Genomic DNA, 18,189 nt, shown 5'->3' with positions numbered 1-18,189 from the left:
CTTTTACCATATTAGCATTATTTACTACTTTTTCTATTTTTGTCGGAATATCTTAAAACAACCGTATGAATTTTAACCGGATTAATAACATTGTAGGCTGGATCGTCTGTATCATTGCCTGCACTGTGTATGTAATGACCATGGAGGCGACCGGCAGTTTGTGGGACTGTGGTGAATTTATTTCCAGTATCTACAAAGTGCAGGTACCCCACCCCCCGGGAGCACCCCTCTTTGTACTGATCGGACGTATCTTCACTTTACCCCTCAGCCCTTCCAAAGCTGCACTGGGCGTAAACTTTATGTCCGCCATCGCCAGTGGCTTTACCATCCTGTTCTTATTCTGGAGCATTACGCACTTTGCGCGCCGCCTCATGATCACCACCGGTGAAGTGGTAGCCTCTAACAAGATGATCGCCATTATGGGCGCCGGTGCCGTAGGTGCATTGGCTTACACCTTCTCCGACTCTTTCTGGTTCTCCGCCGTGGAAGGTGAAGTATACGCCATGTCTTCCCTCTTCACTGCGCTGGTATTCTGGCTCATGCTGAAATGGGAACACGAGGCAGACCGCCCCAATGCAGACCGCTACATTGTGCTCATCGCCTTCATGATGGGCCTCTCCATCGGTGTTCACCTGCTCAACCTGTTGACCATCCCCGCCATGGTGATGATCTATTACTTCCGCCGTTATAAGGTAACCACCTGGGGCATTGTATGGGCCTTCGTCATGGGCTGCGTGATCACCGGCCTGGTTCAGAAGTTCCTCATCCAGGATACCATCAAGGCTTCCGGTCTGATGGACGTGTTCTTCGTGAACAGCCTGCACCTGCCTTTCTTCTCCGGCTTTGCCTTCTACTTCATTGCCCTGGTAGCAGTACTGGGCTATGGTTATGTAAACCCGAAAGTAGGCGTATACGGCCCACTGGTGCTGATGGCCTCCGTAATACTGATCCCCGGCTTTAACGATGGCGATAACACCGCAGGCCTTATTTTCCGCCTGCTGGTTACCGCGTTCCTGCTGGGCCTCCCCTACCTGCTGAAGGTGGCAGGTTATCCCATCAACTACAACCGCATTAAACACGTGACCCGCCTGGCCGCAGCCAGCATCCTGTTCCTGCTGCTGGGCTACTCCACCTATATCACCACGATGGTACGTTCTACCGCCAACCCGTCGGTAGACATGTACAACGTGGACAACCCCATCTCCCTGGTAGGTTACCTGGGCCGTGAGCAATACGGCGATTTCCCGCTGGTATACGGCCAGGTGTTCACCGCCCGCCCCACGGAATACAAGACCGGTGGTAACAACTACGCCCGTGGTCCGAAGAACTACGTGATCACCGGCCAGCGCAGCGAACCGGTTTACGCCGCGGCCGACAAGATGCTGTTCCCCCGCGTATGGGATGGCAGCAACGACCAGGGGCACGCAGATTACTACCGCGACTGGCTGGGCCTTGCACAGGGCCAGGCACCCAGTTATGCCGATAATATCAAGTTCTTCCTGGGCTACCAGGTCAACTTCATGTACTTCCGCTACTTCATGTGGAACTTCTCCGGTAAGCAGAACGATGTGCAGGGTTATGGCAACCCACGCGATGGCAACTGGATCACCGGTATTCCCTTCATTGATAATCTCATGTACGGCGACCAGGACCTGATGCCGGACAGCCTCAAAAACAGCAAGGCGCACAACGTGATGTTCATGCTGCCGCTGATCCTCGGTATCCTGGGCTTTGTATACCAATACCAGAAAGGCTTCCGTGACTGGCTGGTGGTAGGCCTGCTGTTCTTCTTCACCGGGCTGGCCATCGTAGTATACCTGAACCAGGCCGGTAACCAGCCCCGCGAGCGTGATTACGCTTACGTAGGTTCTTTCTATGCCTTTGCCATCTGGATAGGCCTGGGCGTGCTCTGGCTGTACGACAAACTGCTACCCCGCCTGAAAGGCAGCACGGGCGTGGCCGTAACGGCGATAAGCCTGCTGGCCGTACCTTTGCTGATGGGCTTCCAGGAATGGGATGACCACGACCGCTCCCAGAAAACACTGGCCCGCGATGTGGCCAAGGACTACCTGGAGAGCTGCCAGCCAAATGCCATCCTCTTTACGGTGGGCGATAACGATACCTACCCGCTGTGGTATGCACAGGAAGTGGAAGGCATCCGCCCGGACATCCGCGTGATCAACCTCAGCCTGTTGGGCGTAGACTGGTACATTGACCAGCAACGCGCCATGGTGAACAAAGCGCCGGGGGTACCCATGAGCTGGACACCGGACAAATACAATGGAGAGAACCGTAACTATGTACAATTCTTTGACGATGGCCGCTTCCCGCAGAATAAATACTTCAACCTGAAAGAGGTAATGGCGTTCATGGGCAGCGATGAAGACGCCGCCAAGGTGGTGAACCAGAACGATGGTGACAAGATGAACTACCTGCCCAGCAAGAACCTGGTGATCCCGGTGAACAGGCAGCAGGTGATCAGCAATGGCACCGTATCTGTGGGCGATACCGCCCGCATCGTGGACCAGGTACAGTTCCAGATCCCCCAGCAGAAAAATTTCCTGCTGAAGAATGACCTGGCCCTGCTGGACATCATTTCCGCCAATAACTGGAACCGTCCCATTTACTTCACCAGCCCCACAGACCTGGGCCTGAACGATTACCTGCAGACCGATGGGCTCACTTATCACCTGGTGCCCCTGCGTAAAGCGGAAAGCAACGATCCGTTTGGCATGGATAACAACATGAACGTACCGGTAGCGTACAATAACCTGATGACCAAGTTTGCCTTTGGTGGTGCTGAAAAGAAAGGCACCTACTTTGATGAGCCGAACCGTAAACTGCTGCTCTACGTGCGCAATGCCTTCACCAAGGAAGGTATAGCCCTGGCACAGCAGGGTAACAAGGAAAAAGCCCTCACAGTGCTGAACAAGGCAGACCAGAACCTGCTGGAAAGCAACTTCCCGTATGCCATGACCAGCCTGGGTAATACGCACAACTACTACTCCCTCCAGACCGTGTACGCTTACTACCTGGCAGGCGATCTGAAAAAAGCAGGCGAGATCTCCCAGCAGATCACCAAAGACTGCCAGCAGCAGATCAACTACTTCCGCGCCCTGCCAGCAAACCGCCAGTCCGGCTCCCTGGAGCAGGAAGCCCGTTCTTCCGAACAGTTCATCGGCCTCCTCCAGCAGTTGAAACAGCAGTTCTCCGACGCCGCCAAGGCACAGGAACTGCAGCAGAAAATGAACACCAGCGCCACTCCGGCGGATAGTGCAAAGAAATAGTATCATTTGTTGATCATAGTCAGCGGGCGTCTCCAAACGGGGACGCCCGCTTTTTTATGCCAGCCGGTTTCTAGGCTCACCAACGGCACAGGCTATTGCCCGCAAACACCCATTCTGGCGTTACCAGCGCGCTTCCAAAAGCAGTACTGTACCATGGTGAGTTACTTTGGGGATTTTTAAGGATGTGAATGTCCTGGGCAGGCATATAGCTTTGCGCCAGCAGGAAACGCTTTTCCCCCGCTGCATTCACCGCTACATCCATCACGATCACCGCATGGCCGGGCGAACCGCCTTTAATAAATACATCGCCCGGGGCTATGTCCTGTACATGGGCCACCGGGTGCAGCTGCCGGCTCAGGGAAAGCGTGCCTGCATAGCTGAAGACCACCTGCAGGTACTGGTCAAAATCCGCCCGGCTGGTGGAGGGGCCGGCACTTTTCACCTTTTGCAGGTGCCGGTTACGCAATACAAAGCGATAGCCCTGGCGCCAGTCTTCGTAGTTGAGCAACGTACCATCCGTGGCGCGGAACACGATCCCGCCGTACTGCTGGTGGGAGTAGCGCCACTCCGCGTAAAGGCGCATCACGGCGTCTGCGCATTGCTGCAGGTCCTGGTGGCCTACGGAAATATCCAGCACGGCATACTGGGCCTGCTGGTTGCCTTTGGGCGTGCCATTGTAGAGGTACACGGTCTTATCTTGTTTAAGGCCTACCTGGCGCAGCCAGCTGGCAAAGGAACCCGGCGGGGCTCCCACCCGGGTAAAGCCCGCCGGTGGCGGGATGCTGCCGGCCTGCTGTTGGGCAAACACGATGGAATGGGCGCATAGCAAACAGGTAACCAAGAAGCGGAGTTTCATAAAACAATGTATTTTACCCCCCGGATGCAGCATCCGGCATTTTCCATAAAGCTGGCCGTAAACTATATACCTCCTATTCTTTTGGATAGCACCAACAGGCCCCATCCCCGCCACCAGCCGCTTTCCGCTGCCTGGTACCAACAAAACGTTAATCCTGCCCGGGCCTGCCGTTATTCCCCGCGTTTTTTCTGTAATTTTAAAGAACGAAACCGCGAAGACTAGTTAAAACCGCTGCCACCATGCACCAGGACCGCCATCCTCCTGATTGGGGCAGCTAAAATCTGTGACGAATGAGAAGTATCTTTTTTGGAAAATTCAACCCGGACGATAACCAGAAATCTCCCTTCGACCGACTGCTAAGCGCCTTTACCCAACTCCTCACCTATACCAACGGCGACGCCACCGAGGCCCTGCAATGGCTGACGGAACTGGATAAAGAATACCAGCTTACTGACGATGAATATGGCATGGGGGATTTTATCCAGGAACTGCGCGAACGCGGCTACATCAAGGAAAATGAGCAGGACGGCTCCCTGGCCATTACCGGGAAGACCGAACAGACCATCCGCAAAAGCGCCCTGGAAGAGATCTTCGGCAAGATGAAAAAATCGCCTGCAGGCGAGCACAGTACCCGCCGCCCCGGCCAGGGCGATGAGCTCAATGCAGACACCCGCCCCTACCAGTTTGGCGACAGCGTGGAGCAGATAGATTTCACCGCCTCTATCCGCAACGCACAGATCAACCACGGGGTGGAAAGCTTTAACATGTACCAGGACGACCTGGAGATCAAGGAAACGGACTTCAAGGCGCAAACTTCCACCGCGCTGATGATAGACCTCTCCCACTCCATGATCCTGTACGGGGAAGACCGCATCACTCCTGCCAAAAAAGTGGCCATGGCGCTGAGTGAACTGATCACTACCCGCTATCCCAAGGACACGCTGGACATCATCGTATTTGGGAACGATGCCTGGCAGATAGAGATCAAGGACCTGCCCTACCTGCAGGTAGGCCCTTACCATACCAATACCGTAGCCGGCCTGGAAATGGCCATGGACGTGCTGCGGCGCCGGCGCAACCCGAACAAGCAGATCTTCATGATCACGGACGGGAAGCCAACCTGCCTGAAAATAGGCAGCCAGTATTACAAGAACAGCTATGGCCTGGACCGCAAGATCCTGAACCGTACCCTGAACCTGGCCGCCCAGTGCAAAAAACTGAAGATCCCCATCACTACCTTCATGGTGGCTACCGATCCCTGGCTACAGCAGTTTGTCCAGGAATTTACCGAAACCAATAACGGCAAAGCATTTTTCTCCGGCCTCGATAAACTGGGCCAGTTCCTCTTCCACGACTTTGAAAGTGGCAAGCGGAAATTGATGAGATAAGAGAAGTTATGAGTTAATGGTTAAAGGCTGATCGTGCACAAGTGCCATTAGCCGCTGACCATTAACGACTAACCATTAACGATTAACGATTAACATTTCCTGATGAACATTAAGAACATCCAGACTTTTGGCGAATTAAAGAAGAGTGGTTATAAACCGAAAAGTGTAAAAGAAGAGGTAAGACAGAACCTCATCAGCAAACTGCAAAAGAAAGAGATCACATTTCCCGGCATCGTAGGGTACGACGATACCGTTATTCCCGATACAGAACGCGCGCTGCTGAGCCGCCATAACATCCTTTTCCTGGGCCTGCGCGGCCAGGCCAAAACCCGCATGGCCCGCCAGATGACCCACCTGCTGGATGAGTATATCCCCATCGTGGCAGGGTCCGAAGTGAATGACAACCCTTTTGATCCGCTGAGCCGCTATGCACGTGACCTCGTGGCCGAAAAGGGCGATGACACCCCCATTGACTGGGTGCACCGCGATGAGCGCTATGGCGAAAAGCTGGCCACCCCGGACGTATCCGTGGCAGACCTAATCGGTGATATTGATCCCATTAAAGCGGCCAACCTGAAACTGAGCTATGCCGATGAGCGCGTGATCCATTTTGGAATCATTCCCCGCTCTAACCGCGGCATCTTCGTGATCAATGAACTGCCGGACCTCCAGGCCCGCATCCAGGTGGGCCTGTTCAACATCCTGCAGGAAGGCGACATCCAGATCCGTGGCTTCAAAGTACGCATGCCCCTGGATATCCTCTTCGTATTCACGGCTAACCCCGAGGACTATACGAACCGTGGCAGCATAGTAACGCCGCTGAAAGACCGTATTGAAAGCCAGATCATCACCCACTATCCCAAGACCATTGAAACTTCCCTGCTCATCACCGAACAGGAAGCCAGTGTACATGCGGAACAGCTGGGCAAAGTACATATGACGGAGGTGATCAAACGCCTGATAGAACAAGTGTCTTTTGAGGCCCGTAACTCGGAACTGGTAGATAAGAAAAGCGGTGTGAGCGCCCGCCTTACCATTGCCGCATATGAGAATGCCGTGAGCGCCGGTGAGCGCCGCGCCATCATTAACCGGGAGAAAGAGACCTATGTGCGCATTTCCGACCTGCTGGGCATTGTACCTGCTATTACCGGCAAGGTGGAACTGGTGTACGAAGGCGAGCAGGAAGGCCCGCTGCAGGTGGCTTACAACCTGCTGGACAAGGCTACCCGTACCCTGTTTTCCAGCTACTTCCCCAACCCGGACAGCTTTAAGAAGCGCAAGGGCCAGGCTGCACAGGAAAACCCTTACCGCTCCATCATCCAGTGGTTTGATAAAGGCAACAACCTGCAATTCCTGCAAGACGCCACCGACCAGCAATACGAGGCATTGCTGTACTCCGTGGACGGGCTGCACGCGATCGTAAAATCGCACTACAAAAATGCCAGCGCCAAGGAAATGCTGCAACTCATGGAGCTGGTGCTGCACGGGCTGGCAGCCTATTCCCTCATTAGCAAAAAGACACTGGAAAATGAGACCCGCTTCAGTGACCTGCTGGGCACCATGATGAACTTTAACCTGGGAGGCGAAGAGACAGAAGAAGAATAGTATTTGCGCTGCGCGCAATGCAGATAATTAAATGAAGGGCCCTGGCGGAATGCCGGGGCCCTTTTTTTGTGGTGGCATTTCCCCCGGCCACCCCCGCTCCCACCCAATATGCCAACGTTTGCACAAAACTTCGTTTTTTGATCAAAAATTTTATATTTTAACCCCCGGTTCCACTACTTTTCACGTTATCAAATACAGAGATCATGCAACATTCCCGCAGGCAATTCCTCAGCACTGCCGCCAGCCTGGCTGCCGGCGCTGGCCTCCTTTCCTCACTCCCCGCAGCCGCCCGCGGCATCATCGGGGCTAATGACAAGATCCGCATCGGCGCCATTGGCATCAATGGCATGGGCTGGAGCGACCTCACCGCCCTGCTCCGCAATCCCGAGGCAGAAGTAGTAGCCCTTTGCGATGTGGACAAGAACGTACTGGACAAACGCGTGGCCGAACTGGCCAAGCAAGGCATCAAGGTGAAAACCTACAGCGATTACCGCAAGCTCCTGGATGATAAGGACATTGATGCCGTGGTGATCGGGGTGCCCGACCACTGGCATTGTCTTATGATGACAGACGCCTGCGCCGCCGGCAAAGACGTGTACGTGGAAAAGCCCATCGGCAATTCCATTGCAGAATGCAAGGCCATGGTAGCCGCGCAAAAGAAATACAACCGCGTGGTGCAGGTGGGCCAATGGCAACGCAGCCAGCAACATTTCAATGATGCCGTTGCCTTTGTGCACTCCGGCAAACTGGGCCAGGTACGCCTGGTAAAAGCCTGGGCTTACATGGGCTGGATGCACTCCATTCCCGTACAGCCCGACAGTGCCCCGCCTCCCGGTGTGGACTATACCAGCTGGCTGGGGCCCGCGCCCACCAGGCCTTTCAACCCGAACCGCTTTCACTTTAACTTCCGGTGGTACTGGGACTACGCCGGCGGCCTCATGACCGACTGGGGCGTGCACCTCATAGACTATGCGCTCCTGGGCATGAAAGCCTCCCAGCCTAAATCCGTGATGGCAGCTGGTGGCAAATTTGCCTACCCGGACGATGCCGCAGAAACACCGGATACACTGACCACCGTGTATGAATTTGATGGTTTTAATTTACAATGGGAACACGCCATTGGTATTGATGGTGGTCCTTACAACCGTGACCATGGTATCGCTTTCATTGGCAACAATGGTACGCTGGTACTGGATCGCGGCGGATGGGAAGTGATCCCCGAAAAAGGCAAGATGGAAGCCGTGCCCCGCCGCGACAGGGTGGATGACGGCCTTAACCTGCACACCACTAACTTCCTGCAGGTAATGAAATCCCGCAAGCTGGAAGACCTGCATACGCCCATCCAGGCGGGAGAACTGGTGGCCACCGTATCGCAGATGGGCAATATCGCCTTCCGCACCGGCCAGCACCTGCACTGGGATGCCACTCACCAGCGCTTTAATGAAGCCGCTGCCAACGCCTACCTGGCCAAGGAATACCATAATGGCTACAAACTGCCCAAATTCTAAAATGGCACCAGCCATCGCAATACGTGTATTCATCTCCATTCAAAGTGTAATCATATGTGCAAAGTTATATTATCCGCAGCCCTGCTTTCCTTTACCATGGCTGCTTTTGCACAAACCAAGCCGGAAGACACAGAAGTGTGGGAGCCCGTGCCGGCTGTCATAAACCCTGGTACTTCCACCGCAACACCGCCCGGTGATGCCATCATCCTCTTTGATGGTAAAGACCTCAGTCAATGGGACGGTGAAAAAGGCGCGCCGGCCTGGCTGGTAAAAGATGGGGCAGTAACTGTTGTAAAAGGTACCGGTACCATCAAAACAAAAGAGACCTTTACCAACTTCCAGTTGCATATTGAATGGCGTACGCCTGCCGAAGTAGTGGGTGAAAGCCAGGGCCGTGGCAACAGCGGCATTTTTATGCAGGGCAAATATGAACTGCAGGTATTGGACAATTATAACAACCGCACTTACTCCAACGGCCAGGCAGGCAGCTTTTACAAGCAACGCATCCCACTGGTGAATGCCTGCAAAAAGCCCGGCGAGTGGCAATCTTATGATGTGATCTGGACCGCGCCCACCTTCAATGAAGACGGCAGTGTGAAAACACCTGCGCGCGCCACCGTACTGCAAAACGGCGTACTGGTACAAAACAACGTGAGCCTGGATGGCCCCACGGAATACATTGGCAAACCAGTATATAAAGCCCACGGCGCAGGCCCCATCGTGCTCCAGGACCATGGCAACCCGGTGAGCTTCCGGAATATATGGATCAGGAGATTATAATTGTTTCAGGGCTTAGGTCTTAAGTCTTAGGTCTTAAGTCCGGACTATAAAAACAAAGCGGGAGGCACAACCAGTGTCCTCCCGCTTTTGCTATCAATGCGGTTTAAAATACCTTACTACTTCACTACCTAAGACCTGGGACCTAAGACCCAGGCGCCTTCCCTACGCTACGGTCTCCGGCTCCAGTCCACGCGTGAGATACACGGCGTCGCTGATAGGATTATCGTAGTACGCAGCAATGGGCTGGAAACCCAAGCTGGTGTAGAGTTTAATAGCGGGACGCATGTGGGCCAGTGTATCCAGCACAATGCGTTTATAACCCAGCCTGCGGGCTTCTTCCACGGCGGCTGCTACCAGCGCGCGGCCTACACCCTGTTTTTTAAACTGGTCCCGCACAAAGAGTCTTTTCATCTCGCAGGTAGTATTATCAAAAGCGCGGAGGGCAACGCTGCCGGCCGGCTTTCCGTCTATTCTGGCCAGGAACAGGGCACCGCTGGGTGCCGCATAACCGGCGGGGAGTGTATCCAGTTCTTCTTCAAAACCCTGGAATGTCAGGTCCACATCGAGCCACTGCGCATACTCACGGAAAAGTATTTTTACCTGGTCCAAATCTGCCTGGCTGCTAACTTTAGAAATGCTCACCATACCTCAACATTGGTTTTAATTAAAAAGCAAAATGCCTCCTGGCACGCAGAAGGCACTAATGAGGTGAGGTTTCGATAAATATTTATGCTAAAGCGTCACTATCATCCGGAAGCTATGGGAACCATCCTTAAACGTTAGTCGGCTTTGTGGTTGCACAAGAAGTAAAAAAACTGCACTAATTCCTGCCTTCTGTTTAAAACCAGGGAAAGCAATTTAAGAAAAATAAACCAATAAAACTATTATTACTTCAAATTATTTCGAGGCGTCAAATCCCTGATAATAAAGCGTTTCAGCCCATTGTGCAGCCCGCAAGCAACTGCTGTATGCTGTCACCAACCGGCCGCTATCCATACACATATCAATGCAATGATAGCCGGCAGGGCCTGTACATAAAAGATACGGCGCGCCGCAGTCACTGCCCCAAAAAGGCCTGCAATGCCTACACAGCTTAGAAAGAAAGTGGCTACCTGCGTGCGCCAGTGCAGATCGCCTATGCACAACGACCAGATAAGGCCTGCGGCCAGGAACCCATTGTACAATCCCTGGTTAGCCGCAAGCCCTTTGGTAGGCTCAAACAAATGGGCAGGAAAACTACGGAATGCCTTTCGCCCGGCGGTGGTCCAGGCAAACATCTCTATCCACATAATATATAAATGTTCAACGGCTACAAGGCCTACGAGCAAAGCTGCTACAAGCTGCATGGGTATTGTATTTAGCCCGAAAATTACAGCTTATTTCCAATCGTGCAACGCGTACTTCTACCCCATCTTTATAACGTAATTCTACGCACCAGCCTGCAATCCGCCACCCGTCCTGCCTATTCGCTCCATGGCGAATGCAGGATACACTGGCAGAAATCTTTCCGCTGGAATCCCAGCATCATATACGCGCACACATCTGCTTTAATGTTGCCGAAAGTAGTATCTGTCTTATGTTTGAAGCCCTCAAAGAAAGTAGGGATGATCTGTTGTTTAAACCCGGCACGGGGAAATGCCTGCACAATAGCCGCGCGCTCCGCCTCCGGCAGTTCGTGGTAACCTTCTCCCATTACATCCAGTCCCACGCCGGCATACAACAGCGCTACTTCCGGTTCCTTATATTCCGCAATGCCAATAGTGGTGTGCAATGCAATGGTATCCCATACGCGTTGCAATGCCGAGGGCCCCAGGCCATGGCCTTCCAGGAAACTGCGGGCCGCATTAGCCCCGTCTACTTCAAAACGCTTGTCTGCACTGCTGTAACGCGGTGTAAGGCCCAGGTCATGAAACACCGCGCTCACGTACAACAACTCCCCGTCATAAGCCAGTTGACGGCGCTGGCCATTTAACGAAGCAAATACAAATACGCGCAGGGAATGATTGTAGAGGAACTCCGTACCATGCTCCAGGAGCAACTCCGTAGCCTGTTTTGCAATAGCGCTGTCGGGGATGCGCACCCCGGCAACGGATGATGATCTGTTAACTGCCATAATCTTGTTTTTGTACAGCAAAACTAGACCACATGCGGCCAGGGGTCAATGTTAAAACCTGCACATCACATGCTGGAATTTACAAACCGCTCCCGGTACTGTTGGGGTGAGAGGAAGGTCTTTTTCTTGAAGAAATGACTGAACTGGTCTGGCGTGGAAAAATTAAGGGTAAACGCGATCTCCTTTACCGGGCGGGAAGAAAATTGCAGGAAACGTTTTGCTTCCGTGATCAGCTGTTCACTGATGATCTCCTTGGCCCCCTGCCCGCTGAACTGCCGGCAAAGGTCGGACAACTTGCGGGTGGTAATGCCCAACTGGCGGGCAAATCCGGCCACCTCATGCTGCTCCTGGTACTGGTGCTTCACCAGTTGCAGGAAGTGACCGTAAAGTGCACGGTCATGGTCTTCCGCACCTTCGCGCAAGGCGGCATATACATTGGCCGTTTTGATCATAATGATCTTGAGGTACGCGGCCAGTGCATCTGCTTTATTCGTGTAAGCAGGCCTGATGAACTCTGAATAAGTAGCGGTAAACAGATCGGAGAGTGATGCCAGGTCTGGCGCAGGTAATGGTAACCTTTGATGAGCGGAGGCATCGTTAAACAATACCGTCTTACAGTTTGCCGCACTGGCGGGCGCTTTTTCCCAAAAGCAATCGCCAAATGCCAATTCAAAACCATCTGGCTTACTGCCAGCCTGCCAGGCAAACAACTGGCCTTTGGCGATCAAAAATATTTCACTGCCCTGTATAGGAAATGTATGGTCATCTACCTGTAAAATGCCGCTACCGCCCTGCAATAGCAGTAAGCGGTGGTAAGCCGCCCGCCGCAATGCAGTACCCACGGGCATTTGCGGCCACGGCCCTATGGCAAAGGAGTCTTTGATATCAATGTCCGGCTGTATCATAGCCTGCATATTTCACCTTTACCAGGTCTGCCACTACCTTGTCAATGGGCAGGGTGATCACGTCAGCGGAGAACTGTTCCCACGGTATCCAGCGGGCACCTTCCACTTCCGTTACACCGGCAGGCACTTCAAAGTCGAACGGCTGGTCCGAAACCTTTGCCACAAAGGGTGAGCGGGCCTTTACCAGGTAGTAGATGGAAATGATCTGCGTTACATTATCAAAAGCAGATATCTGGAAAAAATCCGTGGTGTAGATATGCTCAAGCACTTCAATTTCCTGGCGCAGTTCTTCCTGCCATTCCCGCACCATGCACTCCAGCGTGCCCTCTCCAAACTCCAGGCCTCCACCCGGGAACTTGGTATAATAGCCCCCGCGGATGTACTCATCCATTACCAGTACTTCCCGCTTTGCGTTGATCATAATGCCGTACACGCGTACGTTGAAGAGTGCCATTTTCTTGCTGTATTAGGTATATTAGGTATTACGTCTTATGTCTCAGGTCTGAGATACCTGTAACGCCAGGCTGCAAAGCATGTGTACCTGGTACCTAAGACATAAGGCCATTTCAGATCACAATATCCCCTTCAAATACCAGGGAGGCAGGGCCGCAGAGCCAGATATGGTCATAGGTCTGGGGGCCGGTTTTGTTGAACTTTACCACCAGGTTGCCGCCCAGTGTTTGCACGGGCACCTCGTAGTGGCGGGCTTCGGGGCCGGCAAAGGTGAGTGCCGCGGCGGTAACACCGGTACCGCAGGAGTAGGTTTCATCTTCTACCCCACGCTCATAGGTGCGCACAAAAATGCCATTACTGTCTGCCAGCGGCTCCACGAAATTCACGTTGGTGCCTACGGCTTTAAAGCGCTCGTTATAGCGGATGCTGCGGCCCTTTTCGTATACGTCAAAATCGCCCAGTTGGGCCACGTATTGCACGTAGTGTGGGGAGCCGGTATTGAGGTAAAAGAAAGCAGGATCTGCTTCCACGCTGTCCACATTTTTCATGAGCAGGTTTACCCAGTTGTCGCCTTCCATGGTGGCTTCATGCGGGCCATCACTGGCTATGAAGCGGATGTGGTCTTTACGGATGCCCATTTTCCAGGCAAAGGCCGTAAGACAGCGGCCACCGTTGCCGCACATGCTGCCGGGGCGGCCGTCGGAGTTGTAGTATTGCATGGCAAAATCATATCCCTCCTGTACGTTGAGCATCATCAGCCCATCGCCGCCCACGCCAAAGCGCCGGTCGCACAGCAGTTTGATCTGTGCTTCGGTGAGCGCATCATAATGCCCGTCCCGGTTGTCCATGATCACAAAGTCATTGCCGGTGCCCTGGTATTTAAAGAAATGAATGTTCATGCAGTAAAAGTAGTGAAAATGAAATTACTGCGCCAGTACAGTTAATGCCTGTTTGATCAGGTTTTGTACTGCCGCGGCGCCGTCTTTGCTGAACTGCTGCGCAATGCGGTTTGCCACGATGGCGCTGATAGACAGCGTATCATGTCCCAGCACGCGACCCAGGCCATAAATGCCGGAGGTTTCCATTTCAAAGTTGGTAATACGGTGATGCTCGAAGCGGAACTGTGTCAGCTGGTCTATCAGGTGGGGATGGGAAAGCGGCCCACGCAGCGCACGGCCCTGGGGTGCATAAAAACCGGGGCAGGTAACGGTGATGCCTGTATGAAAACCGTCGCGGAACTTTGCGGCCAGGCTTTCATTGGCAGTAATGATATAAGGAGCCGCCACGCCGTTGCTCACTTCCACCTGTCCGCGGAAAGATTGCAGCAGCAGCTTCTCTGCATCGGTGTTCTCAAACTGGTAATAAGGCAGGAGGTTATCCAGCCCCAGGCCATGGGACGATACGACAAAGGCATCCACGGGGATATCGCCCTGCAAAGCGCCGGATGTGCCCAGGCGCACGATCTGGAGGGAGGTGAGGCTTTCCTTTACGGTACGGGTGTTGAAGTCAATATTTACCAGCGCATCCAGCTCATTGAGCACAATATCGATATTGTCTGTGCCAATGCCGGTAGACACCACGGAGATCCGTTTGGGGCCCAGGTAGCCGGTATGTGTAACAAACTCGCGGTGCTGGGTTTTAAATTCCACCCGGTCAAAGTGTTTGCTCACTTCCCCTACGCGGTCCGGATCGCCCACGGTGATCACGGTGGAGGCCAGTTCTTCCGGCCTTACATCAAGGTGGTACACCGCGCCGCGGCTGTTCAAGATCAATTCTGATTCTGCGATACGTTGCGCCATTTTGTTGGGTATTTAAAAAATCCCGGAGGAATTTTGAGTTTGATTTGGCAAATATCGAAAATTTACTACTTTTGCAGTCCTGTAAAATTGAAAAATACAACGTAACGTTGCACAGGAAACAAAGGGTACCGTGGCCGAGTGGCTAGGCAGAGGTCTGCAAAACCTCGTACAGCGGTTCGAATCCGCTCGGTACCTCAAAAGGATCACAGTAATGTGGTCCTTTTTTATTTTATACCTGCGTGCAAATGGTCTATCCGCGCACAAATATTTTGAATACGGTCTACCCCATACAAAAACGATTCCTGATTGATCTGCATCCAGTGAAATAATTGTAAAATCAAGGCGTAATCCGCCCGTATAGGAGCAGTACTGGTTTGTGCTGTTCCAGGGGTAAAGCAAACCGGCTCGTGATGAGCAATGCGGTTGCGTAATTCGTTCAGGCGTTCCAATGACCGGAACACGAAGTTGTGGTCGTAACGCTGTGCAGGCGTACTTTTCGGCTTTTCCGGGAAAATACGCAACAGGGACTGCCCGCCCACAAAATACTGGTGCTTTGCAAAGCAATAACGCCAGAAACCAAATTCCAGCGTGGAGAGTAATTTGCAATGATCGTACCCCGTCAGCCGCTGCAGCGCTTCGCGGATAATGTGGGGCGTTTTACCACAATTATGATTGTCAAATATGCCGCCGCATTTAACAGCATTTCGCAGCCAGTCAGCACCGTGCACTGTTGAGTAATGGGCATCAATGGCATTGCGCAGGGCTACTTCAAAGCAACTGATAACAGAAAAGAAATCATGAGACAATCTGAGGTTCAAACGATAAAGGGTCATGGCTTTCCGGGTATTCCCGCGTGTGGCTGCTACGTACCTGCTGAGCCTGCGCGCCGATATAACCCGTTGAAATTCTTTGAATTGCATTCCGGGAAAATATTTTTTGCTAAATATCGGCTAAAATCCGGATATTTGTACAGTACAGTTCCCGGATGTCCCTGAAGCAATTCAAACTTCCGGGTTTTTGTTTTTATCCCCCTTCTTTTTCCTTTCAACTAATTTCCCTGCATGATACGTTGCCGGTGCCCGCGACCCCACAGGGCCATTTCATGAATAAGCGGCTCCAGCGTTTCCCCGTAAGGCGTAATGGCGTACACTACCTTGCCATCCTGCCCGGTACGTTGCACCAGGCCGTTTATTTCCAGCTCCTGCAATTCCCTGGTAAGCATTTTGGGTCCTATGCCCCTGATGCCTCTTTGCAGGTCCGTAAAGCGGCGGGGGCCGTAACCAAGGGCAGCCATCAGCGTCACTTTCCATTTACCGCCCAGCAGGTCCAGGGTGTCATGAATGGCGCGTAAACGGCCGCGGCAATCCGCAAATTCAGTATCGTTACAGATCATGGTGCACAATTTTACTTTCCTGCATGGAAGCGCTTCTGCCGCGGAATTTCCTTGCATTGCAAAAGTAGTTCTTTTACTTTTGTTGCAACAAAATTGCATTTAAAAAAATGGAGCAACATTTTGAGATCATCATCATAGGTGGCAGTTATGCAGGCTTGCAGGCCGCACTCACCCTGGGGCGCGCCAGGAAACGCACGCTGGTGATAGACAGCGGCGCTCCCTGCAACCGCTTCACCCCGCACTCCCATAATTTCCTGACCCACGATGGGGCCGTGCCGGCCAGTATTGCCATGGCCGGCAGGCAGGAACTGGCCGCCTACCCTACCGTGCATTTCCTGGAAGACAAGGCCCTCACCGCCAGGCAAACAGGCAATGGTTTTGAAATACTGACGGCCGCGGGCCAACTGTACCAGGCGGCAAAACTGGTCTTTGCAACCGGCATCCGTGATATTTTCCCGGATATTCCTGGCTTTGCAGCATGTTGGGGCAAAACCGTGATCCATTGCCCCTTCTGCCATGGTTATGAACTGAGAGACCAGCCCACCGGTGTCTTCGGCCCTGCGGATGCCATCTTCGATTTCAGTAAGCTGCTGGTCAACTGGGCCCATGACATCATCCTTTTCCCCGACGGTGCTGCCAGTTTCACGGAAGAACAACTGGCCAAATTACAGCAGCACCAGATCCGCCTGGTTACCGTACCAGTGCAAACCATTCTACAGGAAGGCGGCCGGGTACGGGCAGTGCAAACTGCCGATGGGCAACAGTTTCCGCTCAATGCACTGTATGCGCGCATCCCCTTTGAGCAGCACTGCGATATTCCCGCACACCTGGGTTGTAAACTCACCAACACCGGCCACCTGGAAGTGGATGCCATGGGCAAAACAAGCGTGGAAGGCGTATTTGCCGCAGGCGATAACACCTCCCCCATGCGGAGTGTAGCCATGGCCGTGATGAGGGGGCAAATGGTGGCTGCGGCCATCACCCATGACCTGGCACACGCCACATTCTAGCCCGCTACTACATCCGCACCGGCTACAATATCATCTTTGCCCATAGCGGCAGCTTTCATCTTTTCCGTTGTTTCCTTACCCAGGTATTTTTCTATGCGGTGCTCCAGGAAATAGATCACCGGTGTAAGCACAATGGCGCAGGTAAATTTAAAGGAGTAATTTACCAGACACACAGCCAGCACCTGTTGCCAGCTCCAGTTCTTCCCGAGTTTAAATGCGATATACAGCACGATAAAGCTGTCCACCAGTTGTGATACCACCGTGGAGCCGGTAGCCCGCAGCCATACCCGCTTTTCACCGGTTACCCGCTTAATGCGGTGGAACACCGTTACGTCTACGATCTGGCTTACCAGGAAGGCCGTGATGCTACCGGCAATGATCCACATGCCCTGCCCGTAAATATTACTGTAAGCGGCCTGCATATCCGGTACATCCGGCTGCCCGGTGCTGAGCCAGAAGGCGGCCGGCGGGGTGCGGATAGATAAAAAGAACATGAGGAATGCATAGCTGATCAGCGCTACTGCAATATAAGAGATGCGGCGCACCGCCCGGGGGCCGTAGTATTCATTGACAATATCCGTGATGATAAATTCCAGTGGCCACAGCAACACCCCGCAGGTAAGACTGTAAGACAGCCCCGACTGCCCAAACAGGGTAAAGGTATGGATGGGCAGGCCAAAGGTGGTTTCCAGGGAAAAGATCTTGCCTCCGATGCATTCTGCGATCAGGGCATTTGCCACAAAAAAGCTGGTAAAAATAATCAGCAGGCGGGTGGGCTTATCACTCAATAGTTTGTTGATCATGTGAATATTTGAAGCAGTAAAATTACAATGTTACTTATGAAAACCCAGGGTGGCAGCGCTTTCCAGCTGATGCGGCGCAGTAGCAGGAACAGGCCGGCCAGCAGTATACAGATCACATTCAGATAGGGCGCCAGCAGGATACCCAGGGACGCCAGGCCGGCTGTGAAGCTTTTAAACTGGCCCTGTGCATCCACCCGTTGCAGCACGGCAATAAGCAGGAAACAGCAGTTACAGATGAATGCTAATTTTAAGAGAAATCTAACCAGTTGCATGCTCAAAATTATTCTAA

18 protein-coding genes and 1 tRNA gene are annotated in these 18,189 nt (G+C 53.0%); 7 read left to right on the top strand and 12 right to left on the bottom strand.

The window, feature by feature from the left end; all coding sequences use genetic code 11:
* Positions 1–65 precede the first annotated feature (65 nt).
* Positions 66–3,287, top strand: a complete 3,222-nt coding sequence (locus tag DCC81_RS15900; protein ID WP_108687585.1) for a glycosyltransferase family 117 protein — start codon at positions 66–68, stop codon at positions 3,285–3,287.
* A 76-nt stretch (positions 3,288–3,363) separates the two neighbouring features.
* Here the strand turns inward: DCC81_RS15900 and DCC81_RS15895 are convergent, their stop codons facing one another.
* Complete coding sequence (locus DCC81_RS15895) at positions 3,364–4,143, bottom strand: DUF4846 domain-containing protein (protein ID WP_108687584.1); 780 nt, start codon at positions 4,141–4,143, stop codon at positions 3,364–3,366.
* A gap of 290 nt (positions 4,144–4,433) precedes the next feature.
* Between DCC81_RS15895 and DCC81_RS15885 the strand changes: the two genes are divergently transcribed.
* From DCC81_RS15885 to DCC81_RS15870, 4 genes are all read left to right on the top strand, one after another.
* A complete protein-coding gene (locus DCC81_RS15885; protein WP_108687582.1) occupies positions 4,434–5,531 on the top strand; it encodes a vWA domain-containing protein in 1,098 nt (365 codons plus the stop codon).
* 102 nt (positions 5,532–5,633) lie between these two features.
* Entirely contained in the window at positions 5,634–7,136 is a 1,503-nt protein-coding gene (locus tag DCC81_RS15880) for a magnesium chelatase (RefSeq protein WP_108687581.1), read from the top strand.
* 203 nt (positions 7,137–7,339) lie between these two features.
* Positions 7,340–8,644, top strand: coding sequence for a Gfo/Idh/MocA family protein (locus DCC81_RS15875; RefSeq protein ID WP_108687580.1), 1,305 nt, complete (start codon positions 7,340–7,342; stop codon positions 8,642–8,644).
* Between the two features lie 54 nt (positions 8,645–8,698).
* Positions 8,699–9,424: a 3-keto-disaccharide hydrolase gene (locus DCC81_RS15870; RefSeq protein ID WP_108687579.1), complete on the top strand. Its 726-nt coding sequence runs from the start codon at positions 8,699–8,701 to the stop codon at positions 9,422–9,424.
* A gap of 162 nt (positions 9,425–9,586) precedes the next feature.
* Here DCC81_RS15870 and DCC81_RS15865 read toward each other — a convergent pair whose 3' ends face one another.
* The 7 genes from DCC81_RS15865 to DCC81_RS15835 all read right to left on the bottom strand — a co-directional run bounded on the left by DCC81_RS15865 (position 9,587) and on the right by DCC81_RS15835 (position 14,694).
* On the bottom strand, positions 9,587–10,069 hold the full coding sequence (locus DCC81_RS15865; RefSeq protein ID WP_108687578.1) for a GNAT family N-acetyltransferase: 483 nt from the start codon (positions 10,067–10,069) through the stop codon (positions 9,587–9,589).
* Between the two features lie 329 nt (positions 10,070–10,398).
* Positions 10,399–10,770: a DUF1304 domain-containing protein gene (locus DCC81_RS15860; protein WP_108687577.1), complete on the bottom strand. Its 372-nt coding sequence runs from the start codon at positions 10,768–10,770 to the stop codon at positions 10,399–10,401.
* A gap of 116 nt (positions 10,771–10,886) precedes the next feature.
* Positions 10,887–11,537, bottom strand: a complete 651-nt coding sequence (locus DCC81_RS15855) for an HD domain-containing protein (RefSeq protein WP_108688272.1) — start codon at positions 11,535–11,537, stop codon at positions 10,887–10,889.
* Between the two features lie 65 nt (positions 11,538–11,602).
* On the bottom strand, positions 11,603–12,442 hold the full coding sequence (locus DCC81_RS15850; RefSeq protein WP_165806608.1) for a helix-turn-helix transcriptional regulator: 840 nt from the start codon (positions 12,440–12,442) through the stop codon (positions 11,603–11,605).
* Positions 12,423–12,896 (bottom strand): NUDIX hydrolase, encoded by a 474-nt coding sequence (locus DCC81_RS15845; RefSeq protein WP_108687575.1) that lies wholly within the window; start codon positions 12,894–12,896, stop codon positions 12,423–12,425. Before DCC81_RS15845 ends, DCC81_RS15850 begins: the two co-directional genes overlap by 20 nt.
* Before the next feature lie 112 nt (positions 12,897–13,008).
* Positions 13,009–13,794, bottom strand: coding sequence for a diaminopimelate epimerase (dapF, locus tag DCC81_RS15840; protein WP_108687574.1), 786 nt, complete (start codon positions 13,792–13,794; stop codon positions 13,009–13,011).
* Between the two features lie 24 nt (positions 13,795–13,818).
* Positions 13,819–14,694 carry a nucleoside phosphorylase gene (locus tag DCC81_RS15835; protein WP_108687573.1) on the bottom strand — a complete coding sequence of 292 codons (876 nt, stop codon included), beginning with the start codon at positions 14,692–14,694 and terminating at the stop codon, positions 13,819–13,821.
* Positions 14,695–14,818: 124 nt separating this feature from the next.
* Between DCC81_RS15835 and DCC81_RS15830 the strand changes: the two genes are divergently transcribed.
* A tRNA-Cys gene (locus DCC81_RS15830) sits at positions 14,819–14,889 on the top strand.
* Between the two features lie 29 nt (positions 14,890–14,918).
* On the opposite strand, the gene DCC81_RS15825 is transcribed toward DCC81_RS15830, so the two are convergent.
* Entirely contained in the window at positions 14,919–15,614 is a 696-nt protein-coding gene (locus DCC81_RS15825) for an Abi family protein (protein WP_108687572.1), read from the bottom strand.
* A gap of 128 nt (positions 15,615–15,742) precedes the next feature.
* Positions 15,743–16,087, bottom strand: a complete 345-nt coding sequence (locus tag DCC81_RS15820; RefSeq protein ID WP_108687571.1) for a winged helix-turn-helix transcriptional regulator — start codon at positions 16,085–16,087, stop codon at positions 15,743–15,745.
* Positions 16,088–16,194: 107 nt separating this feature from the next.
* Between DCC81_RS15820 and DCC81_RS15815 the strand changes: the two genes are divergently transcribed.
* Positions 16,195–17,097: an NAD(P)/FAD-dependent oxidoreductase gene (locus DCC81_RS15815; RefSeq protein ID WP_108687570.1), complete on the top strand. Its 903-nt coding sequence runs from the start codon at positions 16,195–16,197 to the stop codon at positions 17,095–17,097.
* On the opposite strand, the gene DCC81_RS15810 is transcribed toward DCC81_RS15815, so the two are convergent.
* The gene (locus tag DCC81_RS15810) at positions 17,094–17,900 is read right to left on the bottom strand and encodes a queuosine precursor transporter (protein WP_108687569.1); all 807 of its coding nucleotides are present in this window, start codon (positions 17,898–17,900) and stop codon (positions 17,094–17,096) included. The genes DCC81_RS15815 and DCC81_RS15810 overlap by 4 nt on opposite strands.
* Positions 17,897–18,172 (bottom strand): hypothetical protein, encoded by a 276-nt coding sequence (locus DCC81_RS15805; protein ID WP_108687568.1) that lies wholly within the window; start codon positions 18,170–18,172, stop codon positions 17,897–17,899. Before DCC81_RS15805 ends, DCC81_RS15810 begins: the two co-directional genes overlap by 4 nt.
* Positions 18,173–18,189: the final 17 nt, after the last annotated feature.

It is taken from the genome of Chitinophaga parva (assembly GCF_003071345.1).
GTDB lineage: Bacteria > Bacteroidota > Bacteroidia > Chitinophagales > Chitinophagaceae > Chitinophaga > Chitinophaga parva.
The sequence above is the reverse complement of the archived record's forward strand: the minus strand, read 5'-3'. Positions and strand labels throughout refer to the sequence as shown.

Bases quoted from the DNA above. Each gene is read 5' to 3' on its own strand.
- DCC81_RS15900 (WP_108687585.1), top strand. From the start codon at position 66: ATGAATTTTAACCGGATTAATAACATTGTAGGCTGGATCGTCTGTATC.
- DCC81_RS15895 (WP_108687584.1), bottom strand. From the start codon at position 4,143: ATGAAACTCCGCTTCTTGGTTACCTGTTTGCTATGCGCCCATTCCATC.
- DCC81_RS15885 (WP_108687582.1), top strand. From the start codon at position 4,434: ATGAGAAGTATCTTTTTTGGAAAATTCAACCCGGACGATAACCAGAAA.
- DCC81_RS15880 (WP_108687581.1), top strand. From the start codon at position 5,634: ATGAACATTAAGAACATCCAGACTTTTGGCGAATTAAAGAAGAGTGGT.
- DCC81_RS15875 (WP_108687580.1), top strand. From the start codon at position 7,340: ATGCAACATTCCCGCAGGCAATTCCTCAGCACTGCCGCCAGCCTGGCT.
- DCC81_RS15870 (WP_108687579.1), top strand. From the start codon at position 8,699: ATGTGCAAAGTTATATTATCCGCAGCCCTGCTTTCCTTTACCATGGCT.
- DCC81_RS15865 (WP_108687578.1), bottom strand. From the start codon at position 10,069: ATGGTGAGCATTTCTAAAGTTAGCAGCCAGGCAGATTTGGACCAGGTA.
- DCC81_RS15860 (WP_108687577.1), bottom strand. From the start codon at position 10,770: ATGCAGCTTGTAGCAGCTTTGCTCGTAGGCCTTGTAGCCGTTGAACAT.
- DCC81_RS15855 (WP_108688272.1), bottom strand. From the start codon at position 11,537: ATGGCAGTTAACAGATCATCATCCGTTGCCGGGGTGCGCATCCCCGAC.
- DCC81_RS15850 (WP_165806608.1), bottom strand. From the start codon at position 12,442: ATGATACAGCCGGACATTGATATCAAAGACTCCTTTGCCATAGGGCCG.
- DCC81_RS15845 (WP_108687575.1), bottom strand. From the start codon at position 12,896: ATGGCACTCTTCAACGTACGCGTGTACGGCATTATGATCAACGCAAAG.
- dapF (WP_108687574.1), bottom strand. From the start codon at position 13,794: ATGAACATTCATTTCTTTAAATACCAGGGCACCGGCAATGACTTTGTG.
- DCC81_RS15835 (WP_108687573.1), bottom strand. From the start codon at position 14,694: ATGGCGCAACGTATCGCAGAATCAGAATTGATCTTGAACAGCCGCGGC.
- DCC81_RS15825 (WP_108687572.1), bottom strand. From the start codon at position 15,614: ATGCAATTCAAAGAATTTCAACGGGTTATATCGGCGCGCAGGCTCAGC.
- DCC81_RS15820 (WP_108687571.1), bottom strand. From the start codon at position 16,087: ATGATCTGTAACGATACTGAATTTGCGGATTGCCGCGGCCGTTTACGC.
- DCC81_RS15815 (WP_108687570.1), top strand. From the start codon at position 16,195: ATGGAGCAACATTTTGAGATCATCATCATAGGTGGCAGTTATGCAGGC.
- DCC81_RS15810 (WP_108687569.1), bottom strand. From the start codon at position 17,900: ATGATCAACAAACTATTGAGTGATAAGCCCACCCGCCTGCTGATTATT.
- DCC81_RS15805 (WP_108687568.1), bottom strand. From the start codon at position 18,172: ATGCAACTGGTTAGATTTCTCTTAAAATTAGCATTCATCTGTAACTGC.